The organism is Alkalimonas amylolytica (genome assembly GCF_900107845.1).
In the GTDB taxonomy this organism is placed as follows: Bacteria; Pseudomonadota; Gammaproteobacteria; order Enterobacterales; family Alteromonadaceae; genus Alkalimonas; species Alkalimonas amylolytica.
The window spans coordinates 101009-118074 of the sequence record NZ_FNRM01000002.1; the positions used below are offsets into that span (position 1 = coordinate 101009).

Consider the following 17066-nt stretch of genomic DNA (forward strand, 5'->3'; position numbering starts at 1 on the left):
TTTGAGGCAAATCATGAGTAAAAAACGGATCTACGTCGCTTACACAGGCGGTACCATTGGCATGCAAAAATCAGCACAAGGTTTTGTACCTGCGCCTGGTTTTTTAACGCAAACCGTTCAGGGCATGCCGGAGTTTTACCGCCCTGAAATGCCGGAATTTACCATCCATGAATACCCTGAGCTGATCGACTCATCCAATATGACGCCAGCGCACTGGTTACAAATCGCTAAAGATATCCAACACAACTACCAGGCGTACGATGGGTTTGTGGTGCTGCACGGCACGGATACCATGGCCTATACTGCTTCCGCACTGTCTTTTTTGTTGGAAAACCTGGCAAAGCCGGTGATTGTGACCGGCTCGCAAATCCCTTTGGCACAGCTACGCAGCGATGGCCAGGTCAATTTGCTCAATGCGCTCTATCTGGCGGCTGAATACCCTATCCATGAAGTATCGCTGTTCTTTAACAACCAACTATTTCGCGGCAACCGTGCGACCAAAGCGGATGCCGATGGCTTTAATGCATTCGCCTCGCCAAACTACCCACCTTTGCTGGAAGCCGGCATTCAAATCCGTTTGCAGGCTGGTGCGCTGAGTACCACCGAGCGTCACAATCACGCACTCAATGTAGCTGACGTGCAACCACAACCCATCAGTGTGGTAACTCTTTACCCTGGCATCAGTGTGGATGTAATTGCCAATATGGCGGCGGCTCCTGTGAAAGCGCTGATTATTAAATCCTATGGTGTTGGCAATGCCCCACAGGAACCTGCATTGCTTGCCACCTTACAGCAGGCTACTGAGCGCGGTAGCATTATTGTGAACTGTACTCAGTGTTTTCGTGGCAGAGTGAATATGGAAGGCTACGCCACCGGCAATGCATTGCAGGCCCGTGGCGTGATCAGTGGCTACGACATGACTCTGGAAGCGACTCTGACCAAGCTACACTATCTGCTTAGTCAGCCACTGAGTGCAAAGGATATGCGTGAACAGATGCAGCGCAATTTACGCGGCGAGCTCAGTAAAAACTGAGCTCGCTAAGCTCAGACAAACAAAGCCGACACCCGCTGCAACAAGGCTGCTTCATGGCTTTGTAAAGGTCCATGACTTAACCAACGTGTCAGTAAAGCATCTTTACTCAAGCTGTTGGCTTGATTGTGCTTCTCTGCCAACAGCTGCAGTTTTAACGCGGAGATCTGCTCAGGCTTAGCAGTCGGATCCTGCACCTGCCCTGACACCATCAATTCCAACACCATGGTCAGCTCAACGCGACTCATGCCATCAGGCTGGTTCAGCCATGCGTCCCGCCACAAAGCTGGTAGCTGCGCTGGCTCTGCGGCTGCATTTAATGCTGCAAAAAGCTGCTGGTAACTTTGCTGCTGCTCACTGGCTATCTGACTGTGCTGTTTTTGCTCCAGTTGCGCCATTAATTGCTGCCTGGAGCGTTGCAGGGACGAGAAGCCGCTTAAATCCAGCGCCAGCAACTGGCTGCGCAGCGAGCTGAGTTGTTGCAGCTGAGTCGTATCTTGCAAGGCTTGATCGCAGGCGCTCAATGCTTGCTGCAAAGCCAGCTGCTGTTGCTCACGTTCTTGCTGTGCTTGTTGGTATTCAAGCTTGCGTCTGGCAAAAAAATCATCGCACAGGGTACGAAACTCTTGCCATAACACCGCATCTTGCGCTTTACCGGCAAACGGGATCTGTTTCCAGCTTTGCTGACACTGCTTCAGGATAGCAGCCGCTTGATGCGTGTCACTCAACTCAATTGCTGCTTTTACCTGCTCAACCAGCTGTTGTTTTTGCTGCGCAAAAGCAGCTTGTTGCTGCTTGACCCTCTGACGCAACTGCTGGCACAGCTGTTGGTACGACTGTTGAAGTGATTCATGCTGCTCTTTTGGCACGGGGCCAATAGCTTGCCATTGCTGCTGCAACTGGTGCAGCGCAGCAGAGAGCACTTCCTGTGAATCATCTACTAGCTGCACTGAGTAGGTATCAAGCAAAGCCTGCTTGTCTGCAGCATGTTGCTCCCGCTCGGCTTGTTGCCGGGCAAAAAACTCCCGACATGGGGCAAACGCCTGTTCGCAGGCAGCATCAAATTGCTGTTGCCAGTCCTGCCCTGCATCTTCAGCAGTTTTACCGAGTGAAAGCCAGTCAGCCCGGGCTTTTTTCACCAGCGCAGAACGCTCACTGGCACTGTGCATAGGCTCCTGCACCAGCTGCTGCATCTGCTGAAGCAATGCCTCTTTACGGGGCCGGGCGATAAAAGCCTGCAAATCGCTGAGCTCATCCAGCTGATGTTTTGCCTGCTGATACAAGCTGTCCAGTTGCTGTTGCTGCTCTGGCAGTAATTGCTGATAACTGTGCTCTATACCTTTGAATAAACCAAACAACAGGTTGAATTTTCCAGCCTGGTGCAAACGTTTAAACTCGTGCAACTTGCTACGACACTGACGGAAAGGCTGCTGTAATTCGCGCTCAAGCTCCTTTATAGCATTCTGCCAACGCTGTTGCAGTGCCATATAGGACTCTTTGAGTGTTGCAGGTACCGCCAGAGACAAGTCAGCGGACAAATGCTGCCAGCTATGCTGCCACTGCTGCAAACGAGCTTTAGCACCAGCAAGTTCCGAGGCCTGCTCTGGGATCAGCTCAGTTTGCCACTGCTGTAGCAATTGCTCGGCCTGGCCAAAACGCAGCGCGACCCGAGGTAAGTCGATCAACTGTTGTTCCAGCTTCACCAACTCAGCATGAAGCAGAGCCTGATCGGTAGCTGCCAAATCGGCTTGTTGCAACTGCTGTTGCAGTGCCTGGAACTGAGCATTCAGCTGCTCAGCCTGCTGCAAGTTGGTTTGCATCAAGCTCTGCTGCAAATCGATCTCAAGTGCCGTAATCGCCTTACGCAGCCCAACCAGTTGCAATTGCTGCTGCTGCAGTCTGTCCTGCTCGGCTTGCTGTTGTCTGGCTTGCTGCCAACTTCGGGCAAAGAAGTTTTCGACCGATGCAGTCAATTGTTGAAACTTAGCCTGCAGTGTCGCTCCATCATCCAACTGACTGAGCTCATGCTCGAGTGCTATCCACTCTTGCTGGTAGCGGATATAGCGCTGCTCACTATCGGCCGGGGCACGTTCTTTAAGAGCATTCATTTTTGACAATATCAGGCTAGCCTGTTTGCGCAGTCGGGCTGGCCGCTCACGTTGTTGCTGACGAGCCAGCACTAATTGACTCGCCTGCTCAGCCAACTGAGCTGGTAGTCTTTTTGGCAATCGCTCCAGCTCTTTGTCATCCTGAATGCGTGCTAGTAAGTCTTGGCGGGTACTAAGCGCAAGCTGATCATCCTGCAATGCTTCCAGATAAAGCTCTTGCTTATCCAGCCGCTCTAATAAGCTGAGCTTGATGCTACTGTCTTGCTCTTGCCGTAAAATTTGCTCCAGCACGCTGCTGCGCTGGCACTGCTCAATAAACTGCTGCTTTAAGCGTAGGGGAATTTGGTTGGCAATGACCATTTCAACCACCCGGCTTTCAGCCTCAAGCCGCAGCCGTTCGGAGGCTTCTTTCTTGCTGGCCTGCCACCAGAGGGAAAAGTCGTTTAGTTTTTGCAGCGCAGTCTGACGCACTCTGGTACTACCGTCATTAAATGCCAGCTCATGCAGGATATGCTTATAATCTGATTGTTGTTCGTTCAGTTCATGAATAGCAGCAATGCGCTTTTCACTATCCGGGTGTTGCCATTTTGGTCGTAGCAAACGCTTAAAGATCATCATGATTAAACCGTGCAATAGGAGTTTGCTGCTGCCAGGATGCTTTCATCTCAGCTTTGCTTTTTTGTACCATCTGGCCATCGGCACCTATGGTGAAGGGCTCGTTGCTTTTCAGTACCTTGGCCTGATAGGCCAGTACTAATTGCATGCTGTGCGCCCGTTGCTCGTCCGTTAACAAGCTGCCATCAGCCCAGCGGCCAGTTGCTACCGCCTCCGCAAGTTTTTCATAGGTTTCCGGCGCCATGGCGCCAACCAGGGAGTCAAAGTCCATGTTTGGATTTTCGCTTTAACATCAAGATCCGTACCCGATTAACCAGGTACCAGATAAAACCAACACCAATGGCTAGGATAGCCGCATAATATTGCCAGCCGTGTGGTGGCAGTTGCCAGTAAAAAAAGAAACCTGCCAGAAATAATACCATCGCCAGCATCGACTGGGTCACTAGGGATTGATTCAGGTTCAATCGTCGGTCACGTTCCATCGCAGCCAGCTTCTCTTTGTCGAGCCCGGCGATGGCGGCTCCACATTTCGGGCACTCGGGTGCCTTATCGGATACTTTCTGCCCACAAGCCGGGCAACTGATAATGGCCATGAACTCCCCTTTTGTAAAGGCCAGTTGCAACAGCAACTGGCCTACTCAACTTAACGCAATTGATCAACAATCGCCAATATAGCTGTCAGGCTATCCTGACCAAACTTCATGGAACGCACATCGCTCCAGCCATACAAGGCATCCGGCAGCTTGTCGTTGTCTTTGAATGGCATTTCCAGAGTAAAGGCCATGCAGTTAAACTGCTGGGCAACCCAATTGGACGCCACCGTCATATTGGCTTTACCAGGGGCATCCACTTCGTAACCGTGTTCATTCTGAAACTCCGGCGAGGCCATCAGCAAGTACTGACGGAAGTTTTGCTCCAGACTACGCATGCGTTCATCAAAACAAGGTACCCCTTCACTACCAGCCAGGAAGTTGTAGGGGATGTTTTCATCGCCATGCACATCCAGGTACATATCAACGCCTTCATCAAGCATTTTTTGGCGAACCAAATAGACTTCCGGGCTTTGCTCCATCGAAGGTGACTGCCATTCTCTGTTCAAATTCACCCCAATGGCGTTGGTTCGTAAATGGCCACGAACACCACCATCCGGGTTCATATTCGGTACTACATAAAATACGGCTTTATCCAACAGACTGCGGGCGACGGCATCATCATCATCCAGTAAGCGATCGAGCAAGCCTTCGACAAACCACTCCGCCATGGTTTCGCCCGGGTGCTGGCGGGCTGTGATCCAAATCTTGCGCTTGCTGTCATCAGGCTCACCAATCACCAGCAAGCTCATATCACGACCGTCCAGAGTTTCACCAAGCTCCACCAACTGGCAACGGTCATGCAGCTGCGCCTGTTGCAATAAGTCCAAGTGCTGCTCGTAGCTGTATGGCGCGAAATAAGCAAAGTACACCGATTCCGCTTCCGGGTAATGGGTAATCACTAGTTCCTGGCCATTGAACTCGGTATCGACACGAAACCAGGTTTGGCGATCGTAGGAAGCCACGGCCTGATAATTTTTCCAACCGTCCGGATAGGCAGAGCCATTGACGTTGGTAATTTTGATGGTATGAGCTTCAATGTGCGGTGTATGCAGACGGAAATGAAACCACTGGTAAAAATCGGATTGGTTGTCTTTGCGAATAGCCAGACGAATATCGGCCGGATCGGTGGCACTGATCACATCAATATTGCCACTATCAAATTGAGCGGTAATTTTCATACAGGTTTCCGTGGTTGTAAGGCTAAAGATGCTACTTGCATTTTGCTTTTATGATTGTTTTTATCCGGCTAAGGGTATCACAAAGTTGCGGCAGAAAAAATCTCAACGCACTCTAAGCTCAAGTCCAACCCGGCTGCTCCAGCCCAAAGATTTGCGCTGCACCCGCCCCTGTGCATCTAACACATAGTAGGTTGGGAAACCACGGATCTGGTAATCCTGTAGCAAATGATCGTTACCCAGTACTACCGGCATGCTAAGGTGCAAATCAGCGACAAAATCCTCGACTTCAGCCGGATCCTGATAGCTCAACGCCACCGCGACTATGTTCCAGCCATCCCGTTGCATGGCTTCCAGATTGGGCATGCTGTATTTACAGATACTGCACCAGGGGGCAAAAAAGTACAACACGGTGGGTTTGCCAAGTAAATCATCACGACTAAGCCAGCCATGCTCGAGTGTACGGTGGTAAAACATTGGGGCTTGGGTGTCGGCAGGCAACAAAGATCGCTCACGAAACCAAGATACGGCCTGTACGATCAAGACAACGGCAATCAGGTGTAATAACAGAGAACGAAGCATCAGGTCACCGCTGTACCAGCCTGCCGAAACAGGCGGGTACGTTAGTTTCGTTTAGGCAGATGTCTTGCTGCGGGCACGATTACGGCGCCACAGCACCAATAATGACAAGCCCAAAGCCGACCAAAGCGAACCAGAAGCACTGTTACGCTCGTAAGTTAACTCATTTTCCACACCACAGTCACTGGGTGAGCCATTGGCGATTGGTCTTAACTTAACCGCCCGAGCCTGGAACTCAGAACGCGGATTGCCATCTTCATCCAGGATGACTTCACCAAATGAGTTACGCAATGGCACTTCTGTAACGGCCGTTGCCAGAATTTCATTGCTGTTGTTGATACTGCTTGCTTCCACCAGGGTATAGCCACTATCGCAGGCCAAAAAGGTGTTTAAATCGACAAAGCTGCCATCAGCCATGTTGTACATAAAAGCCCGCTGCCGCTTGGCCGAGGCAATGACCGCCTCGGTTCTGCCGACAATAACGCCTTGATCATTGATGGCCTGGGGGACAGTATTGGCACTGACGAAAAAGTCTTCCGGAAACTCAATGCTGCTCGAGGCCAGATTGTAGGTAAACATCCGGTTGCGTGGTTGGCCTGCAATAAACTTGGTGGCGTAGCCTACCACGATATTATTGTTGTTAACCGCAGTCGCAATACTTTGCAACCAGTCCCGGTCATCTGCAGGAAAGATCGGAAGTACTTGGCCATCCATAAACACCGATGCACGTTCACTGGAATACATGTTCTCCTGGGTAAAGCGGAACCCTGTCCAAGGATCGACACGTTCAGTACGGATCACATCGCTGGAGTCGGAGTAAGTCGACACCCCGACAATCACCCCTTGGTTGTTCAGGCCATTGGCTCGGCTGGTGTATTGCACCTCTGGCAACTCGGTTTCAGGGTGGGCTTCATTGCTGCCTTTATCCCCTAAGAAGCCTAAAACCTGTGGCTCAGAGATGGTAAGATCGTCATTAAGCTGCCAAACCATGGCACGGTTAATATAACCACTACTGACGCTATGCAGGTAGTGCAGACAATTGTCGATGGGCGCTGAAAAGCCAGTGCAGTTCTCTTCTACCAAAGTGACAAAGTTATCACGAACGCTGATACTGCCTCGGCCGATGATCATGCCTTCATCATTGATAGCCTGGGCAGCACTCAGGCCACCACCAAACTCCGAGTAAACCGGTGTCAGGGTTAAACGCTCATTCCCGATACGCACCACGCCCAGTTGCAGGGCACCAGAAGGGCGCCAGATTTTATGCTCGGTAGGCTCTGGAACTTCATCGCCATCGTCCACGGACTCCGGGTCGGTAGTACGGATAAAGTCAATGTACTCAAAAGGTGGCGTGGCATAACCAACCTGGATATTCAGATTATTTTGCCCTGTCACCAGCTCATCATTGCCAATTTGGGTTTCTGTACTACGAAACTGCAACAGCTCTACACCCTGACCTTGCTCAATAAAAGCTGCCGTGGTGGTCACTGGCTGAAAAGCATAACGCTCGACCAGGTTTGCGATGCGAATTTCCAACGAGCGGAACAGATTATTGTACTGTGTAGGCCAATTTAATAAGAAGGAATACAAAATCGCGTGTGTTTCAGAAGTAAGCACACCACTGTTCAACTCGGCCCGCTGTTCATCTGACAGGATGGAATCAAACAGCTCATCATCAAAGTCAATGAGGCTGATATCAATATCAACAGAATAAAGCTGGCGGCCATTGAGCACCGCAACGCCCTGATCATTCACCGAAGTCGCGTAGGTAGCACGCGCATCGACAACCTCGCCTAAGTCAACCACCTGATACACCGCAGCGGAAGCGCTAAAGGCGGTCAGAAAAGGCAGCAAGGCCAGGTTGATGGGTGATAATTTCATGCAAAAACCCCTATAAATACGTCTGTTTATTATGCTTCTAAAATTTCCCAGCGCTCGTAAGCATGCGCCAGCTTCGACTCAAGTTCAGCAAGTTGGTTCAACACGGCTTGTGTTTGTTCAATCGGGCTGGCAAAAAAGTCCGGTGCATTGACTTGCTGCTGCAGCTCTGCCAGCTGGGTTTCCAGTGTTTCGATTAATGCTGGCAGTTGCTCCAGCTCACGCTTTTCCTTAAAGGACAACTTGCGTTCTGTGGCGCCTGTGTCCTTGTCTGCTTTTTTAACAGGAACCTCAGCTGGTGGTTCGATTCTGGCTGTCTTGGGTGCCTTATCGGCCTGTTGAGACTGCCAGCGTACCACATCATCGTAACCACCGGTAATATCCACGATGGTACCACGACCTGCAAACAACAAACTACTGGTGACGGTGTTATTAACAAACTCTCGGTCGTGGCTCACCAGAATGACCGTGCCCTGATATTGCTGCAAAATATCCTCAAGCAACTCCAGCGTTTCGACATCAAGGTCGTTGGTTGGCTCATCAAGGATCAACAAATTGCTGGGCTTGGCAAATAGCCGTGCCAGCAGCAGACGGTTTTTCTCACCACCGGATAAAGCCCTTACCGGCGTACGGCTGCGAGCCGGAGGAAACAAGAAGTCCTGCAGATAACTCAGCACATGCCTGCTTTGACCATTTTGCATCACTTCCTGACGGCCGTCGGCCACATTGTCCTGCACGGTTGCATCCAAATCCAGCGCTTGTCGATGCTGATCGAAATAAGCCACTTCCAGGTTGGAGCCGCGTTTAATCATGCCCTGCTCTGGCTCTAACTCACCAAGCAATAATTTAATCAAAGTGGACTTACCGACACCATTCGGGCCAATCAAGGCCAGCCGATCGCCTCGCATTACCAGCAAATCAAGCTTATTCAATAGTGGCTCGCCGCCAAAGCTATGGCTAAGCTGCTTGGCTTCAAACACCAACTTGCCAGAACGCTCGGCCTGCTCGATAGCAAACTCGACTTTACCAAGGCTATCTACCCGAGCAGCACGCTCTTTGCGCAGGGCTTTAAGCGCCCTGACCCGACCTTCATTACGGGTGCGCCTCGCTTTGATGCCCTGGCGGATCCAGACTTCCTCTTCAGCCAGCTTTTTATCGAACAGCGCATTGTGTTGCTGCTCGTCTTCTAGGATTTTTTGCTTGCGATCCAAATACTGCTGGTAATCACCCGGATGCGAGGTCAGCTGGCCACGATCCAAGTCAATGATGCGGGTCGCCAGAGCTCGGATAAAAGCTCTATCGTGCGAGATAAAGATAATGGCGCCTTTAAACTCTTTTAAAAAACCTTCCAGCCACTGAATAGCGGCAATATCCAGGTGGTTGGTTGGCTCATCCAGCAGCAGAATATCCGGCTTGGCTACCAGTGCCCGTGCCAGTGCCGCTTTTCGCAGCCAACCACCGGATAATGAAGCGAGGTTTGCTTCTGGTTCCATCGCAAATTGCTGACACAATGCGGTTACGCGTGCTTCCAGCGACCAGCCATCACGGCTGTCGAGCTCAGCCTGCAGCTGCTCAAACCGACGCATTTGCTGGGCATTGTCGGCATCCAGCGCATCTGACAGCTGGTAAAACTGCTGCAGTTTATCGGCCAGATCACCGGCGCCTTCACGAATAAAGTCGGCAATCCGGGTGTCCATTTTGGCTGGCGGATCTTGCTCCAGCCGGCTTAACACCACACCACTGGGTAACACTACCTGACCATCATCCAGGCTTTGCTGACCGGTCAGCACTTTTAAAAAAGTCGATTTGCCCGCACCATTGCGGCCAACCAGACAGACGCGCTCGCCACTGAATAAACTAAAATCGACTTTATCCAGTACCGGATGGGTACCAAAGGCCAGACAGGCCTGTTGAAAACGTAATACTTCCACCGTTAGTGTTCCTGTACCTGTTGTTGCAGCCAGGCCGTAAGTTGCGCCTGATCAAAGGGCCAGCCAAGCGTGGCTTTGCTGTCACGGCAGGCCACCACCGGGATCAACACCCGGTAACGTTCGAATAAGTGTGCATCGTCTACAATATCCAGCACCTGATACTGGCCGGCAAGACCTGCTTGCAGCAGCATTTGCTCGGCTTGCTCACACAAGTGACACCCCCAGGTGCTGTAGAGTTCAAAGCGTACTGTCATCGACGCAGCTCAAAACACACATGAATGTGCGGGTTGCGCTTAAAATCTTCCGGCAAGGTAGCCGCAGAGATATCTTTGACCTGCCAGCCGTCGGCCTGAAGCGCTTCGTAATCAAGCTTAAAGCGGCGCTTGTTGTTGGAGAAAATCACCACGCCGCCCTCATGCAGCCGATACTTGATAAGGTCCAGCAGTTTGACATGATCACGCTGCACATCCCAGCTATCCTGCATCCGTTTTGAGTTGGAAAAGGTCGGCGGATCGACAAAAATCAGGTCAAACTGTTGCTGACAACGGGTCAGCCATTGCAGGCAATCGGCCTGTTCAAACCGGTACTGGGTGCCATGCAAGCCATTCAGTAAAAAATTGCGTTTGGCCCAGTCCAGATAGGTATTGGACATATCCACGGTGGTGACCGAGGCGGCGCCACCAATAGCCGCATGCACCGAAGCGGTGCCGGTGTAGGCGAACAGGTTCAGGACCGATTTGCCTTTGGCCTGTTGCTGAATATGGCGACGGGTAATGCGATGATCCAAAAACAAGCCGGTATCCAGATAATCGCGCAAATTCACCCAGAATTTGGCGCCGTACTCCTGCACTTCTTTGTACTGGCCTTGCTGCTGCAAACTCTGATACTGCTTGGTGCCTTTTTGCCGCTCGCGCACTTTCAGTACCATCTGCTCGGCCTTAATACCAAGCACCTGGGGTACCTGATTGACCACATCGAACAAACGCTTTTGTGCCACTGCTTCATCGACAGAGGCTGGCGGAGCGTATTCGTGCACCACCACTTCGCCGTCGTACCAATCAACCGCGACGTTGTATTCCGGAATATCGGCATCGTACAACCGATAGCAACGGATGTTTTCTCGCTCGGCCCATTTTTTCAGTTGCTTGCGGTTTTTCACCAGTCGGTTACCGAAGGAGTTGCTTTCGGTAAAAAATAAAGCCGGTGCTTCGGTATTGCGGCTTTGCACCTGCTTTTCGCTCAGTTCAAACAGGCTGAATTCACAATCCAGCGGGCCATTGCTCAACTGATAACTTTTGCTGCGCGCCAGCTTCAATGCCCGCAGTAAGTCCTGGTTGGAGGTAATAATCGCCAGCCGCCAGCCCACATAATGCTGCTTTAATGCCACTGAGAAACGGGTATAAAGTGGGATCAGTGCCGGTAAGTCCCCCAACCGCTCGCCATAAGGCGGGTTGGTCACAATCACACCAGGTTGATCCGATACCGGCACATCCAGGGCGGTGGCATCGCCTTCCAGAAAGGTAATTAGCTCCGCCACACCTGCATTGTGAGCGTTACGCAGCGCTTTTTGCAGTACCTGGGGATCTTTATCCAGGCCATACAAACGGCCACTGGCAAGTTCGGTTTTTGCCGCCCTGGCCTCTTTACGCAGGCTTTGCCAAATGGCCGCTCTGTGCCCAGGCCAGCCTTCAAAGGCAAAATGAGGACGCTGCAAACCAGGCGCTGTGTTGGTGGCCATCAGCGCCGCTTCAATCAGCAAGGTGCCGCTGCCACAGAAAGGATCGAACAGCACCTGATCGTGCTTCCAGCCCGAGCGCAGCAGTAAAGCAGCCGCCAGGTGTTCTTTGAGCGGCGCTTCGCCCTGACCAAAGCGATAACCACGTTGATGCAGCGATGGGCCAGAGAAATCCTGCAAAAAATGAAAGGCTTTGTTGCTGATGCGCACCTGAAAACGGACATCCGGGTTTTGCCGATCGACATTGGGCCGCTCATTGGTTTCGCGGCGGAACTGATCGACAATGGCATCTTTGACCCGCAAGGCACCAAACTGAGTGTTATCGATGGTTGGATGCTTCCCTACACAGTCAATGGCAATGGATTGCTGCACCGACATCAGTTCCGTCCAGTTGAGCTTATTGGCAACCTGGTACAAGTCGCTGCGGTTGTCCACCATTTCGGTATGCAGGTGGCGCAGAATACGGGTGGCCAGCCGTGACCACAAACACAGCTGATACGCCGTTTTTAAGTCGGCTTTAAACCGCACCACTCCCATGGTCATCTTGACCACTTCGCCCTGATGCTGACGGATCTCATCCGCCAATAACTCCTCCACACCTTTGGAGGTTAATGCCCAAAATTCCAGCATGCTTTGACTGCCATGAAAAAAATCGATGGCTAGTATATCAGAAGCAAACCCCGAAGACGCGCTCCAAGGGGTGAATCTTTGTTACCTTTGCCACAGCTTTTGCCAAAGGATGCCGAATAAAGCAGCAAACGATTGCCATTGCTTGAAATGGTGCTTGCGTACTTAGTAAAAACCCCCTATCATTCGCCCCGCAATGACGGACGCGGGATGGAGCAGCCTGGTAGCTCGTCGGGCTCATAACCCGAAGGTCGTCGGTTCAAATCCGGCTCCCGCAACCAACTGTTATTGCATATCAAACGATTACCTTCACTGCTCAAGGGTAATATACGGACGCGGGATGGAGCAGCCTGGTAGCTCGTCGGGCTCATAACCCGAAGGTCGTCGGTTCAAATCCGGCTCCCGCAACCAAATTGATTTGAACATGGTATAGTGACTCGCCCTCTGGCTCTTCCCTATAACCACGGTGCGAAAGTCTAAACCCGGCTCTCGCAACTAACAATAAACCAGCCAAGTGTTGGTTTTTTTGTGCCTTAAATTTGGCAACCCGACGTTCATCGGTTCGCTCTTCATCAACTCCGCCCCAACCCTTCCTTGCTTTGTGTTAGCCTTCCACCACAAAAGGAACTGCAAACAGTTTTTTTACGCGTGTAGGACAGAGCAATGAAAGTGATTTTACTAGGGGCAACCGGCCTGACGGGTGGGCATCTGCTAACTGGTTTGCTTGGCTGCGATGCCATCAGCAGGATTTACGCACCGGTGCGACGGCCCCTTGGCATTGAGCACCCTAAACTAGAGGCCGCGGTGTGCGATCCTACCCAGTGGCCTGCCCTGTTTCCAAGCTGGCAGGCCGATGCGTTACTGCACTGCCTGGGTACCACCATCAAAAAAGCCGGCAGCCGGCAAACTTTTCGGGCCATTGATTATCAGCTGCCCCTGCAGGCGGCGGATTTGGCGAAAGCCCAAGGGGCGCGTTTTTGCCTGTGTGTTTCTGCCGTGGGTGCTGATGCCAACTCTGGCTTCTTCTACAACCGCGTGAAAGGTGAGCTGGAGCAAAGCTTGGCGGAGCTTGGCTTTCAAAAACTGCTGATTTACCGCCCCGGCTTGTTGCTGGGCCAGCGCGACGAGCACCGTTTCGCCGAGCAGCTGGCCAGTAAGCTGATGCCACTGCTGGCCTTTGTATTACGCGGTAAAGCCAGTCGTTATCGCGCCATTGCAGGCAGCACAGTCGCCAAGGCTATACTGGCCGATTTGCAGCAACTGGCCATGCATGCACAAACAGCTGATGCGGCAACAGACACGGCTAAAACAGAGGTAAGCCTGCGTTATTTTAACGAAATGCAGCAGTTGGCGGCAGGTGCTAATTCGGCTTAATTTTTCCCATACCAAAACACATAGTCTTTTAAAACAACAAACCGGCAGTTGCCGGTTTCTATACGGGTTAATATGCCTTTGGAAAGCCCCAAAGGCGGGTGATTGCTGCAAGAGGTAGATGAAGGATCAGGTTTCATCCGGGAGGGCAGCAGCAACCACCCTTACTCATCAGAACACTGCACGCACGCTCAGCGCATAACGACGATCGGTCGTGAAGTTTAGCGCATCGGTTCGCACCCCTTCCTGGTTCATCTGGTACTGGGTACGGATCTCGCTACGCAGCAGGTTGCTGCCTTCGATACCGATTTTCCAATTGTCATTGATGCTGTAGTAAAGGCTGGCATCCATCATCCCGGTCGACTTGGCAAAAGCCGGCACATACTCTTCCGACTCACGCAGCGTCAGCAGGTACTCCGAGCGCCAGGTGTAGGCCAGGCGGAAAGAGATAGCCTCGTACTCGTACATGCCCACAATATTCAGGTTGCGATCCGAGTAGCCTTGCAATGGCAAACCACTGAACACCCGGAAGGTATTGCGGTTATCGGCAATACGGTTGCCGGCCTCGTCAAAGCCAAGCGTGCCATCTGAAATTTCATTTGGATCTTCCAAACCGCTCTGATCAATGTAGGTAAAGTTTACCTGCAAGCCTAAGCCACTCCAGGCACCTGGCAGCATGTCGTAAAACTGCGAGTACGACAGCTCTACACCACGAATGGTGCCGGAGCCAGTGTTGGCCGGGCCATAAGCAGACACATTGTAGTTTTCACCTTCAAACTCCAAAGGCAGCTCGAACGAGCGGCTGCGAATGATGTTATCCAGCCGCTTGTGGAACAAGGCCACGGCCATATAACCTGCCGGAGCAAAGTACCATTCGGTTGATAAATCCAGGTTGATGGAACTCTCTGGTTTCAGGTACGGATTGCCGGCAAGCGCAGTGACCGCGATATTATCCAGCCCCACCACCGGGTTGTTTTCTTCGTCGTAATCCATGCCAGGGGTTTGCAACCGGCGATCATAATCCAGATCCAGCAAGCTGATGTTGCGGGTATCCAGCAGGCTTGGGTAATACAGCCCTTTGGACGCACCAAAACGCACCACTACATCGTCGGTCACCCCTACATTAAAGTTCAGGCTAGGCAACACGGTGGTGTAGTCGGTGCCTTTGACGGTAGTTAACTGCGACTGGCCACCAGCCAGATTAAAGTAGCGCTGGTATTGCGGTTGCTGCATCACATTGTACAGTGAGGTACCAACTTCACCGCGCCTTGCTTCTATCGGCTGTACAAAAGCACCGGTGGACTGCAGTTGGTAGTTCACATAACGCAGACCAAGGTTCCCCTTAACCGGCATCGTCAAATCAATGAAATCAAAATCACCGCGCACATAGAGCTCGGTGCGCTTTTCATTGGATGAACTGATGTTATGGGCTGCAAAAGGACCATCCACCCGGCCTGGTTTGTCGGTGTAGGGCACATAGGTTCCGGTACAAACGCCATTGTTGGCCGCACTTAAGGTGGCATTGTGCCAGCCTTGCTGACAGCCCTGACGCAGTGACTCGGCATAATTACGCACCAGGTCCATCCGTGGGAACAGGAAGTTATTCACATTGCCCTGCAACACATTGCCATGGTAAAAATTGGAGAAATCGACTCGCTCAAACAGTTCAGGGAGATTTACCGCGGCAGCGGCATTACGATCGGCCTGGATCCAAGGCGTACCGATGGCCGACCAACCTTCGTAGGCGGTATCGCGTACCGTCAAATCTTTATCCGAATAGAAGAAGCCGGTTCTCACCGCGGTGAACAGACCATCCAGCTCGTAGGTCAGATCAAACTTAAAGCTATCGGCACGGGCGCTGTTGTGCTCTTCTTGCTCCATGCCGCTACCCAGAAATACATTCGGTACCGGACCATCCCAATCCTGATTTGGCGACCAGCCAGCGGTCATAATATTGTCACTTAGAAACTCCACTGTGGGGCGCGTACCACGCATATCCAGGAAATACGGCGACACCACATGCACATGGTTGCCACGGGTTTGGCCAGACATGCTGTAGTTATGCACTACTTTTTCTGAATCGATGTGCTGATAATCAAACACCATGCTCAGGCGATCGGTGGGCCGGTAAACCAGGTTGAGCGAGGTATCCTGCACCGTATTTTCATTGTAGTTCCAACGGCTGCGATAAAAGAATGGCGTTTCCGGGCTGACACCGAGCGCAATACCCGAGGTGACAAAACCGTTGTTAGTGGTGAGCGGGTAGCCATTGGCAGCATCGTCCCGCCAGTTCTGCGAGGATCCCATAAAACTTCTAAACCCCTGAGCTGCCTGGCCAATTTGGCGTTCATTCCACTCCAGTGAGGCACGGGAGTTAATATGCTCTAAGGTGGCGACCAGGGTGTTGCTGGTATTGGCCCACTGCAACGACGAGGTAAAGCCGGTACGTTTACGATCATTATCGGCGGTGCTCATATGAATGGCGACTGGCACATGCCAGACGCTACCGGCCGGCTGTCCAGGTAATGCAGGGCCATCTACCGGAGAGTCCGGATCAACCCCAACAATTCCCCCCCACTGATCCAAAGTCGGTACGAAGGAGTCGCCCCGTGAGTGGAAATTGCCCAGACCAATGCCGTCTCCACGGGTTTTAAATTCGGATTGCGAGGCTGCAATCAGAAAACCAAAACGGCCCGCATTGGTTTCCCAGCTATCCGAGAACAGCGCTGATACCGACGGAGTCCATTCTTTACGGTAATCGCCATAATTGGCCTTCACATTCACAGCAAGCAAGCGCTGGTCGGTATCAAATGGCTTTCGGGTTACCAGGTTGACAGTGCCAGCAATGCCGCCGGAAATTAAATCTGCCGTCTGATTTTTAACCACCTCGACCGAGCCGAGCAACTCGGCCGGAAAGTCTTCGTAACTTAAACCACCCCATGGGTTGGCACTGAACGCATCCCGACCATTCACTTCGGAGCGAACCCGGTCAAGACCGCGGACCAAGACCCCGGTGCCTTCATCGGCATAATGCTTGGGATCGTCCGACGAGGCAAAACGCTCTATGGTGACCCCTGGAACTCGCTGTAAAGCTTCGGTGACTGACTTATCCGGCAGAGCCCCAATGTCGGATGCGGTAATCACATCTTTGACGGTATCAGCAAAGCGCTTCAGGTTCTGAGCACTGAGTAAACTTCCTCGGATACCCCTGACCTCGATCACTTCAACCTGCTCGTCGGCCGCCTCATCAATGACATCGCTGTCATTTCCAGCCAAGGCAATTACAGGCTGAAGCCCAAAAATTGCAGCCGAAACGGCTAACGTTAACTTGTTACCATTAAATTTTGTTCCAGGCATGGCGTTGCTCTCTTCTCGTTATTGTCTCGTTGTCTACACCGAGTACAGGCCGACGCAGGCCTTTCGA

The 17066-nt window shown here is 52.0% G+C and carries 12 protein-coding genes and 2 tRNA genes; 4 read left to right on the top strand and 10 right to left on the bottom strand.

Translation table 11 applies throughout. The features are described from left to right. Positions 1 to 13: 13 nt before the first annotated feature. Positions 14 to 1033 (top strand): asparaginase, encoded by a 1020-nt coding sequence (gene ansA / locus BLW37_RS03960; RefSeq protein WP_091339888.1) that lies wholly within the window; start codon positions 14 to 16, stop codon positions 1031 to 1033. Between the two features lie 11 nt (positions 1034 to 1044). Here the strand turns inward: ansA and BLW37_RS03965 are convergent, their stop codons facing one another. From BLW37_RS03965 to rlmKL, 9 genes are all read right to left on the bottom strand, one after another. Then, positions 1045 to 3756: a DUF349 domain-containing protein gene (locus tag BLW37_RS03965; protein WP_091339892.1), complete on the bottom strand. Its 2712-nt coding sequence runs from the start codon at positions 3754 to 3756 to the stop codon at positions 1045 to 1047. After that, positions 3743 to 4024, bottom strand: coding sequence for a YeaC family protein (locus BLW37_RS03970; protein WP_091339896.1), 282 nt, complete (start codon positions 4022 to 4024; stop codon positions 3743 to 3745). Before BLW37_RS03970 ends, BLW37_RS03965 begins: the two co-directional genes overlap by 14 nt. Further along, on the bottom strand, positions 4014 to 4346 hold the full coding sequence (locus tag BLW37_RS03975; protein ID WP_091339899.1) for a zinc ribbon domain-containing protein: 333 nt from the start codon (positions 4344 to 4346) through the stop codon (positions 4014 to 4016). The genes BLW37_RS03970 and BLW37_RS03975 overlap by 11 nt, the downstream gene beginning before the upstream one ends. A gap of 50 nt (positions 4347 to 4396) precedes the next feature. Continuing rightward, entirely contained in the window at positions 4397 to 5524 is a 1128-nt protein-coding gene (locus BLW37_RS03980) for a M14 family metallopeptidase (protein WP_091339903.1), read from the bottom strand. Between the two features lie 102 nt (positions 5525 to 5626). After that, positions 5627 to 6103, bottom strand: a complete 477-nt coding sequence (locus tag BLW37_RS03985) for a TlpA disulfide reductase family protein (protein ID WP_091339906.1) — start codon at positions 6101 to 6103, stop codon at positions 5627 to 5629. Positions 6104 to 6154: 51 nt separating this feature from the next. Next, the gene (locus BLW37_RS03990; RefSeq protein WP_091339909.1) at positions 6155 to 7981 is read right to left on the bottom strand and encodes a DUF3466 family protein; all 1827 of its coding nucleotides are present in this window, start codon (positions 7979 to 7981) and stop codon (positions 6155 to 6157) included. Between the two features lie 29 nt (positions 7982 to 8010). Continuing rightward, entirely contained in the window at positions 8011 to 9909 is a 1899-nt protein-coding gene (gene uup / locus BLW37_RS03995) for an ATP-binding cassette ATPase Uup (RefSeq protein WP_091339913.1), read from the bottom strand. A gap of 2 nt (positions 9910 to 9911) precedes the next feature. Further along, positions 9912 to 10163, bottom strand: a complete 252-nt coding sequence (locus BLW37_RS04000; RefSeq protein ID WP_091339917.1) for a glutaredoxin family protein — start codon at positions 10161 to 10163, stop codon at positions 9912 to 9914. Beyond that, positions 10160 to 12274: a bifunctional 23S rRNA (guanine(2069)-N(7))-methyltransferase RlmK/23S rRNA (guanine(2445)-N(2))-methyltransferase RlmL gene (gene rlmKL / locus BLW37_RS04005; protein ID WP_091339920.1), complete on the bottom strand. Its 2115-nt coding sequence runs from the start codon at positions 12272 to 12274 to the stop codon at positions 10160 to 10162. The genes BLW37_RS04000 and rlmKL overlap by 4 nt, the downstream gene beginning before the upstream one ends. A gap of 201 nt (positions 12275 to 12475) precedes the next feature. Between rlmKL and BLW37_RS04010 the strand changes: the two genes are divergently transcribed. The 3 genes from BLW37_RS04010 to BLW37_RS04020 all read left to right on the top strand — a co-directional run bounded on the left by BLW37_RS04010 (position 12476) and on the right by BLW37_RS04020 (position 13645). Beyond that, positions 12476 to 12552 (top strand) — tRNA-Met (locus BLW37_RS04010). Between the two features lie 53 nt (positions 12553 to 12605). After that, positions 12606 to 12682: transfer RNA gene (locus BLW37_RS04015), tRNA-Met, on the top strand. Positions 12683 to 12934: 252 nt separating this feature from the next. Continuing rightward, positions 12935 to 13645, top strand: coding sequence for a Rossmann-fold NAD(P)-binding domain-containing protein (locus BLW37_RS04020; RefSeq protein ID WP_091339925.1), 711 nt, complete (start codon positions 12935 to 12937; stop codon positions 13643 to 13645). Between the two features lie 168 nt (positions 13646 to 13813). On the opposite strand, the gene BLW37_RS04025 is transcribed toward BLW37_RS04020, so the two are convergent. Continuing rightward, on the bottom strand, positions 13814 to 16999 hold the full coding sequence (locus tag BLW37_RS04025) for a TonB-dependent receptor (protein WP_091339928.1): 3186 nt from the start codon (positions 16997 to 16999) through the stop codon (positions 13814 to 13816). Between the last annotated feature and the right edge of the window lie 67 nt (positions 17000 to 17066).

What these genes read in the sequence shown, in the direction of transcription:
- ansA (WP_091339888.1), top strand. Translation starts at nt 14, where the DNA reads ATGAGTAAAAAACGGATCTACGTCGCTTACACAGGCGGTACCATTGGC.
- BLW37_RS03965 (WP_091339892.1), bottom strand. Translation starts at nt 3,756, where the DNA reads ATGATGATCTTTAAGCGTTTGCTACGACCAAAATGGCAACACCCGGAT.
- BLW37_RS03970 (WP_091339896.1), bottom strand. Translation starts at nt 4,024, where the DNA reads ATGGACTTTGACTCCCTGGTTGGCGCCATGGCGCCGGAAACCTATGAA.
- BLW37_RS03975 (WP_091339899.1), bottom strand. Translation starts at nt 4,346, where the DNA reads ATGGCCATTATCAGTTGCCCGGCTTGTGGGCAGAAAGTATCCGATAAG.
- BLW37_RS03980 (WP_091339903.1), bottom strand. Translation starts at nt 5,524, where the DNA reads ATGAAAATTACCGCTCAATTTGATAGTGGCAATATTGATGTGATCAGT.
- BLW37_RS03985 (WP_091339906.1), bottom strand. Translation starts at nt 6,103, where the DNA reads ATGCTTCGTTCTCTGTTATTACACCTGATTGCCGTTGTCTTGATCGTA.
- BLW37_RS03990 (WP_091339909.1), bottom strand. Translation starts at nt 7,981, where the DNA reads ATGAAATTATCACCCATCAACCTGGCCTTGCTGCCTTTTCTGACCGCC.
- BLW37_RS04000 (WP_091339917.1), bottom strand. Translation starts at nt 10,163, where the DNA reads ATGACAGTACGCTTTGAACTCTACAGCACCTGGGGGTGTCACTTGTGT.
- rlmKL (WP_091339920.1), bottom strand. Translation starts at nt 12,274, where the DNA reads ATGCTGGAATTTTGGGCATTAACCTCCAAAGGTGTGGAGGAGTTATTG.
- BLW37_RS04020 (WP_091339925.1), top strand. Translation starts at nt 12,935, where the DNA reads ATGAAAGTGATTTTACTAGGGGCAACCGGCCTGACGGGTGGGCATCTG.
- BLW37_RS04025 (WP_091339928.1), bottom strand. Translation starts at nt 16,999, where the DNA reads ATGCCTGGAACAAAATTTAATGGTAACAAGTTAACGTTAGCCGTTTCG.